At 37.6% G+C, this 7,309-nt stretch carries 5 protein-coding genes; 2 read left to right on the forward strand and 3 right to left on the reverse strand.

Annotated features, from left to right (window positions below; genetic code table 11):
* The coding region (locus tag AC4MRQ_RS23920) for a SprB repeat-containing protein (RefSeq protein WP_491200250.1) at positions 1 to 1,361 on the reverse strand (1,361 nt) is incomplete at its 3' end.
* Positions 1,362 to 2,212: 851 nt separating this feature from the next.
* Between AC4MRQ_RS23920 and AC4MRQ_RS23925 the strand changes: the two genes are divergently transcribed.
* Positions 2,213 to 3,574 (forward strand): MATE family efflux transporter, encoded by a 1,362-nt coding sequence (locus tag AC4MRQ_RS23925; protein WP_491200251.1) that lies wholly within the window; start codon positions 2,213 to 2,215, stop codon positions 3,572 to 3,574.
* Positions 3,575 to 4,055: 481 nt separating this feature from the next.
* On the opposite strand, the gene AC4MRQ_RS23930 is transcribed toward AC4MRQ_RS23925, so the two are convergent.
* Entirely contained in the window at positions 4,056 to 5,768 is a 1,713-nt protein-coding gene (locus AC4MRQ_RS23930) for a PNGase F N-terminal domain-containing protein (RefSeq protein ID WP_491200252.1), read from the reverse strand.
* Between the two features lie 213 nt (positions 5,769 to 5,981).
* Positions 5,982 to 6,794, reverse strand: a complete 813-nt coding sequence (locus AC4MRQ_RS23935; RefSeq protein WP_491200253.1) for an HAD family hydrolase — start codon at positions 6,792 to 6,794, stop codon at positions 5,982 to 5,984.
* A 235-nt stretch (positions 6,795 to 7,029) separates the two neighbouring features.
* Here AC4MRQ_RS23935 and AC4MRQ_RS23940 point away from each other — a divergent pair.
* Positions 7,030 to 7,309: helix-turn-helix domain-containing protein (locus AC4MRQ_RS23940; protein ID WP_491200254.1), on the forward strand; the 280-nt coding region annotated here is incomplete at its 3' end.

The following is a 7,309-nucleotide window of genomic DNA, read 5'->3' on the forward strand; positions in this document are numbered from 1 at the left end:
GTAAGGCTGCTGATCTGCGCGGTCTCGGCGCTATTGTCCCAGCTGTAGCTGTATGGTGTGGTACCACCTGTAGCGGAAGCGGTCATGCCGCCATCGGATAAGCCGTTACAACTGACGTTGTTGTCTATTACAACTGAAGCAACAAGGGCAACAGGTTGTGTGACAGTACCTGAATTTGTTGATGTACAGTTATTGGCGTCAGTTACGGTGACCTCATACGTACCGGCGGTAAGGCTGCTGATCTGCGCGGTCTCGGCGCTATTGTCCCAGCTGTAGCTGTATGATGTGGTGCCACCTGTGGCGGAAGCGGTCATTCCACCGTCGGATAAGCCGTTACAACTGACGTTGTTGTCTATTACAACTGAAGCTACTAAAGCTGTCGGCTCAGTAATAGTTATAGAGGCTTGTTCTGATCCTCCGCCATCATCGGTAACTGTAACCGTATAGCTTCCTGAAGCCAGGTTAGTTATAGTATTGGTTAAGGATGAGGTATTGGAGGTGGTTGAACCGTTACTCCATGAATAATTATAGTTGGCCGTTCCTCCGGTTACCGTTGCTGTTATTGATCCATCGCTTAAGCCATTACAGCTGACATTGGTACTGGAAGTGATGGATACAGAAAGAGGATCTGTAACATCCATTACAAAGGCTGTTGTTGAAGCGGGATAAGTTGAAGAATTATGAAATTCCCAATTTGACAAGTCCATTATTTCTGCTAAAACAGTTGCCTTATCTCCGGAATGAGGTGCTGCTGCTTTATAATTAATATTGTCAGTTTCTGACATTCCTCCGCCATTTGGGAAAAAACCTAGATAACCATTTGTCCCATTGGCTTTTCCGGCAGGTATTAATCCTTTAGAATTACTCCAGGCATTACCTGACGTTCCAGCATCTCCATCTTCAGACATAATGCCAGCTACAAAAGTTGGGGAAGCTATACTTCCCTGGAAAAAGTATAAATTATCTCCGCCACTTGAGAAAGATATTTGCGTAAAAGCCCCTACATCTGTAAGAGTCCCCAGCGTGTTTCCAGATGTAGTAGTCATAGCCATAGATGATCCTGTCCAATACATATGCACTTCTTCACCTGCCGAAATATTTGTTGTTGCTGTAAAACGGTAAGTTGATTCAACACTTGTGAAACTAGCTCCATTCCAGGTTTCATCAGATATAAAAAACTCCGTTGTATTAGCAACATCTGCAAGAAAAACAAAAGAGAACTCGTCTCCTCCATCCCGGTTCATCCTGGTAACTGCTATGTCACCATCTGTTAAAGTAGTTTGTGCACTTAATAAAAAAGAAGACATCAATAAACAAAGTGCAACCAGATACATTTTCAAAAAGTAAAAGTACTTAAGCATAATCTCATTTTTTTGAGGGTTTACAATAAATAATAAGTCTGATTAAGAATTTTAATGAAAGTGAATGTTTATATCTATATCGGATATAATTTATATAAAGGTTAAAAGAACTGTTTAACTGATTGTGATGGACTAATACCTTAATTCCATTCTACTATTACATACACTTTGATGAAAATTATTTACGTTACTAATTTGTATCACAATATATTCTTTTGATTTATATCAATCTGAAAAACAGATCGACAACAAATTTGTTCATCATCTACAATACATTTATATATTATATTCTATAAAAGCATTTTACATGCTTATTTATAAATAGTGAAAAGTTTTTCATTGTTCTCATTATTTAATTAAAACTTAACAAGCAATTAATTTTACTAAAATATTTATCACAAAAAAGTTAATAATATTATTTAATCTATTCCAACATTAGAGTCAATTATTAAAGTTTTCTTAATAATAACACCATCTGCTTTCTCCTATCGTTTTACTCTCTTTTGACTATGAATGTGACACATTTATTTCCTGAATAATATTGATGAATGATCCAAATCAGTTCAGTGAAATTTTAATTACTGTATAATAACAGAACAAATAGCATGTCAATTTAAGATTGCAAAAGGAAGAAAAGTTGATGACAACAATTTCACACAACAAACTATTTTTTAACGCCGGTTAACACAATAAACAGCTATTTTTGCAGCGCTTTGGCGACCTTAGTGCATTGTTCACCGGCAATCAGAGCTTCTCACCTTGAAGCCCGAAACGATGTTTTGCAAGTCATGATTGTTGCAGATGTATTAAGGGGCAAGGTCTCGCCCATTAATGTATTTAAATGGATTTTTATGAAACGTTATTGGCGTCTGTTTCGTCCACATTATGTCGAAACGAGAAAACTTGCCTTACCGGTTATTATAGCACAAGTCGGACAAATAACTGTAGGACTGGTTGATAATATGATGATTGGTCAGCTGGGAAAGACCGAATTGGCTGCAGCTGCTTTTGCCAACACCCTATTTGCCTTGCCTCTTATATTTGGAATGGGTTTTTCAATGGCTATTACCCCTTTAACCGGAAAGGCTTTTGGCAGCTCAGATTTTGATAACCTGAAAGGATTAAAAAAAGGAGCTTTTCTGACTAATGGATTAATGGCCCTTATTCTATCACTTGTGTGTTGGGGACTTTATATTGCTATGCCTCATATGCAACAGCCCGTCAATATTCTCCCGCATTCAAGACAGTTTTTCAGCATCATCAGCCTGTCCATTATTCCTTTGATGTTCTTTTTAAGCGGTAAGCAATTATCCGAAGGCCTTTCTAACACAAAGGTGGCTATGGCAGTTACATTAATTGCTAATGTGGTAAATATCATTGGCAATTATGTGTTGATCTTTGGTAATTGGGGTGCTCCTGCTTTAGGCTTAAATGGAGCTGGTATATCAACACTTTCCTCACGGGTAATCATCGCTATTTGCATGGTGCTGTTTATTCGACGATTATCACCTTTAGGAAAAAACGCTATCAAAATTCCATTCAATCAAGTCATTAAGCATGTGAAAGCTGTATTTAAACTTGGCATTCCAATGGGTCTGCATATGTTTTCCGAAGCCTCTGCATTTATTATCGCCGGTATTATGATCGGATGGATCAGTGATACGGGTTTAGCAGCTCATCAGATTGTTATGAGTCTCTCCACCTTTGGGTTTATGCTTTATCAGGGCATTGGAGCAAGTACAACCATTCGTATCAGTCAGTTCTCGGCACGACAGGTTCCTATGTTGATGCGCCAGGCCTCAAAAGCATCTATACAAATAGTAATGGTCATGGTCTTGATTATCTCATCTGCTTTTATCCTGTTACGCGAATGGTTACCTCAATTATTTACAGATGATGGTGAAGTCATCGCCCTGGCCTCAAAGATGATTATTGTTTTGGTTATCTTTCAGCTATTTGATGCCTTTCAGATAGTTTATTCGGGCATATTAAGAGGGATGGCTGATGCCACTATACCTGGAATACTTACCGTTATTTCCTATTTTGGTATTGCAATTCCGTTTAGTTACTGGGCAGCCTTTATGGGTGGTTATGGAGAATTAGGAATCTGGTTAGGATTTCCGGTAGGTTTAGGAATTTGTGCCCTTCTCTTCTATTTCAGGATTCAAAAACTTCAAAAAAGAGCCTTGAAATCACAGCTACAAACCAACTAAATCATTAATAACAGTCATTGCTATGGGCGAAATTACAATTTAAAAGACTAAAGTCTTAAAAAGTGTCAATTACCAACAGACCCTATGTTTTTGCTAAAAATTTAGCAGCAAATCAATAAAAATGGATCTGCACCCCACCTAAAACAAAATTCATCAGATATATTTCAATTAAATCAACATACACCCCCTGCAAAAACATTATAAACCATCTGAAAAATCAACTTTTCACCAAGACACCCCCCTAATTTTATAACAATTTTACAATTTTTTAACACTTATCTATTTGCACACCCCAAAATTATCTTCATCTTTGTAGTGGATTTTTTCATAAAACTTGGATTTAGTTAGCTGATTTAAGGGTAAGGACAGATAAACGTATCTGTCCTCTCTTTTTTTATAGCCCTCGGTAAATCCTGAAACAAAAAAGACCAACACATTTCTGCATCGGCCTTCTCCGTAAAAACAACCTTTGTTTGTTATCTTATTTATATTCTCCTATTAATACTCCGGAAATATTCCATGAACTAAAACTGCCTCCTTCGCGTTCTCCGAGCGGTATAGCCACTTTCATTTGATGTTGACCTGATTCCAGCTTTGGCAGCTCAACATATTCGGGATTGGTTGCTGTGCCAGGACACCAGCCGCTTCGACTTAAGTCGGATGAGGATAAACCATTCCAGAAATTACCAGAAACCGGATTGTATTTGCGATAAGCTGCACAATCACTTTTCCAGGGAGTGAACACAAACACCCGCTCGCCGTCAATAAAAACTTCGTTTTGCTTGGGATTAAACTCATCGCCTCCTCCCCAGCCTCCATGACCGGTTGTAATGTACCTCAACTTGATATTATGTACTCCTTCAGGAATGGTAAAGTCGATGGTCAGACTATCATTTTTAAACATTGTACCGTACCGCTGTCCGCCCATTTCCATCACATTACAGGTATTAAAAAGTGGAAGCATAAAGTACTTCTTATTTGAATCGTCCTTCCAGTCAAAGCTTCCGGGATAGGCTTTAATATCCAGCGTCAGCTTGTGTCCGCCACCATCGTAATTACCAATAAAAGCACCAATCAGCACTTCATCCTGCAAAAGAGATTTCAATTCACTCACATCCTGTTTGAATATTGAATGATCTTCCCATTCGATATCTTTGATCTGAACACGCTCATTAAAATGGCGCACACCAAAGGTTGTAAAGAATCGCACCAATTCAACCACAGGCTCATAATTGTTAGTTAAAACAACGCCCTGATAATCCAGACTATCCGCATCGTAATAGATGGGTAAGGTTTTTACTCCGTTTTTCAATCCATCCCAAAAGCTTTGTTCGCGATTTGTTGGTATCACAAATACCGAACCTGTTCGATCGTAGGCATCACCATTACTGTATTGCTTAATTTCAGCAAATAGCGAATAATGATCAGGTACTTTTGGCAAGCGCACCTTTTTAACTATCAAGGTTCCTCCTGCAAAGTGATACAAAGAATCTATGACCGGTTCATCCACTTCTAACTTTTCCTTTCCCCAACAAATTTGTTCATCATCAAAAATCCGGGTAGAGATTATCATTTTTTCACGTTTAATATCTCCAAGCGCGTTACGCGAAACCTCTTCACCCAGATTTTCTGGTATTAAGGTTGCTTTAGCCTTCCTCTTCTTTATATCAATTGATTTGGCCAATAACTCATAACTTCCGTTACGAATCACACTCAGCACCAACCCAGGTACATAACCATACGAAGGTTGCGGACTTCCTTCGATACCTGCTTCGGTAGTATACCAAATATCAATACGGTTTGAATTAATCACTGCAGTAGCTAAGTGACATTTAAAACCTTCAATCTCCCTTGTTTCTTCTTTTAAATCGAGCTGAGGTAGTTTTGAAACAGAGGTGACAGAGTGAAACACATCTCCATCATCAAAATAAGTGACATTCAGCAATCGTTTTTGTTCGTAATCGCAATAAGTAGCATCGGTGGCATAGCCAGGTATCAATTGTTCAACATCCGGTGCATCGCGCCATGTTTTTGACGTGTTTTTTGCATACTGAACATGCAACAATGGCATATCACTTCGCTCTTTGCCATTATATATTGTTTTGTAACTGACAGTACCTTGTCTGTTAAAATCCTGAGCAATACCGGTCTCTCCCGCCAGTATAGCACACAGCACTAATAATAGAGTCTTCATAAATTTTGAGTTGAATTTTAGATTGCTCCAAATGTATGCTCAAAGAAGGAAGATCAACTCTACAAATGTTCAATATGGGGTCAATTCAATTCTAAATTAAAGAAACGACCAGAACAAGGTCAGAATTACTATGAAATGATTGATATAGAATATTTACAGGCTAAAGAAAACTCCTGTATGTAAATTAATACTCCTAAAGTCTTATCTGTTAAATTAACAATTGGTCATGATTTCACTTGTTGTAATATATTTCCTTACGGCATTCATTACTCCATTTTCATCATTACTATCGGTGCAGTATCTCGCAATCGCCTTAATGTCTTCATGAGCATTAGCCATAGCATAACTATGCTTTACACTCTGCAGTAATTCAAGATCATTGTGATAATCGCCAAAGGCCATACATTCGTCAGGCTGAATCTCCAGTTCCTTTTGCAACAAGCGAATAGCTTCTCCTTTATTAATTCCAATTGGCATGATATCAAACCAGATCGGGCTTGATGAACTCACTTGAAAACTATTCTCAAACTCTTTTTTAATTAACGGATAAACATTGGTTTCCAAATTATCAAAACCATTAACTGCAATTTTTAATATTTCATCCTCAACAGTAAGCAGATCATCAACAACTGTATTTTTAACGTAGTATTTACCCACCTCATCCATAAACTCTTCAGAAGTGTCGTTTTCAATATAAGCTCCGTTTTTTCCACACAATACGATATTAGCGCTTTTATGACTCCTCAATGCCTGAATTAATTCTTTAAGCTCGGACGCATACATGGCATTCAACACCTGACTTTCTCCATTAAAATTAACCATACTGCCATTTTCAGCAATAAAGACAATATCATGTTCAAGATGAGCAAATTCATCAACCAAAGTATAATACTGACGCCCACTTGCCACCACAAATCGAATATCAGCATCTTTCATCAATTTATATACTTCACTAAAATCGCCAGGCAGTTGCTTTTTTGAGTTTAATAAAGTGCCATCCATATCGGATACAATCATCTTAATCATGTGCCATTTTTTTTTAATGAGCAACAAATATAATCGGATTTGACTGGATGAAAGGAGCTTTAATGTTAATATTCTCAAACAAAACACAATTTAACTACTTAGTAATAAACGCTGTCGAATTATTCCAAAAAGTAGGTAAACAGGCTTGTCATCTCCCTTATCAGCATGTTAACTTTATCCATTATTATCATTGAGTAATCACTAATCAACAAACGCCATTGAAACTAATCAATCTATGGACGAACAATTCCTTAATAAGGTTTACGAAAAAATTGAGGATAATATTGATAACGAAGACTATAGTGTTGAGAAGCTTGCAATGGACGTAGGGTTAAGTCGTTCCATGTTGCACCGTAAACTCATTAAACTTACAGGGAAAAGTGCCAATGAAGTTATTACTGAAAGACGATTAGAATATGCCAGCAGTTTACTGAAAGACAATGTAGCTACTGTATCCGAAATTGCTTATCGTGTTGGATTTAAGAACCCCAGCTACTTCAACAAAGTTTTTAAAC

The sequence above is a fragment of the Carboxylicivirga sp. genome (assembly GCF_982718395.1).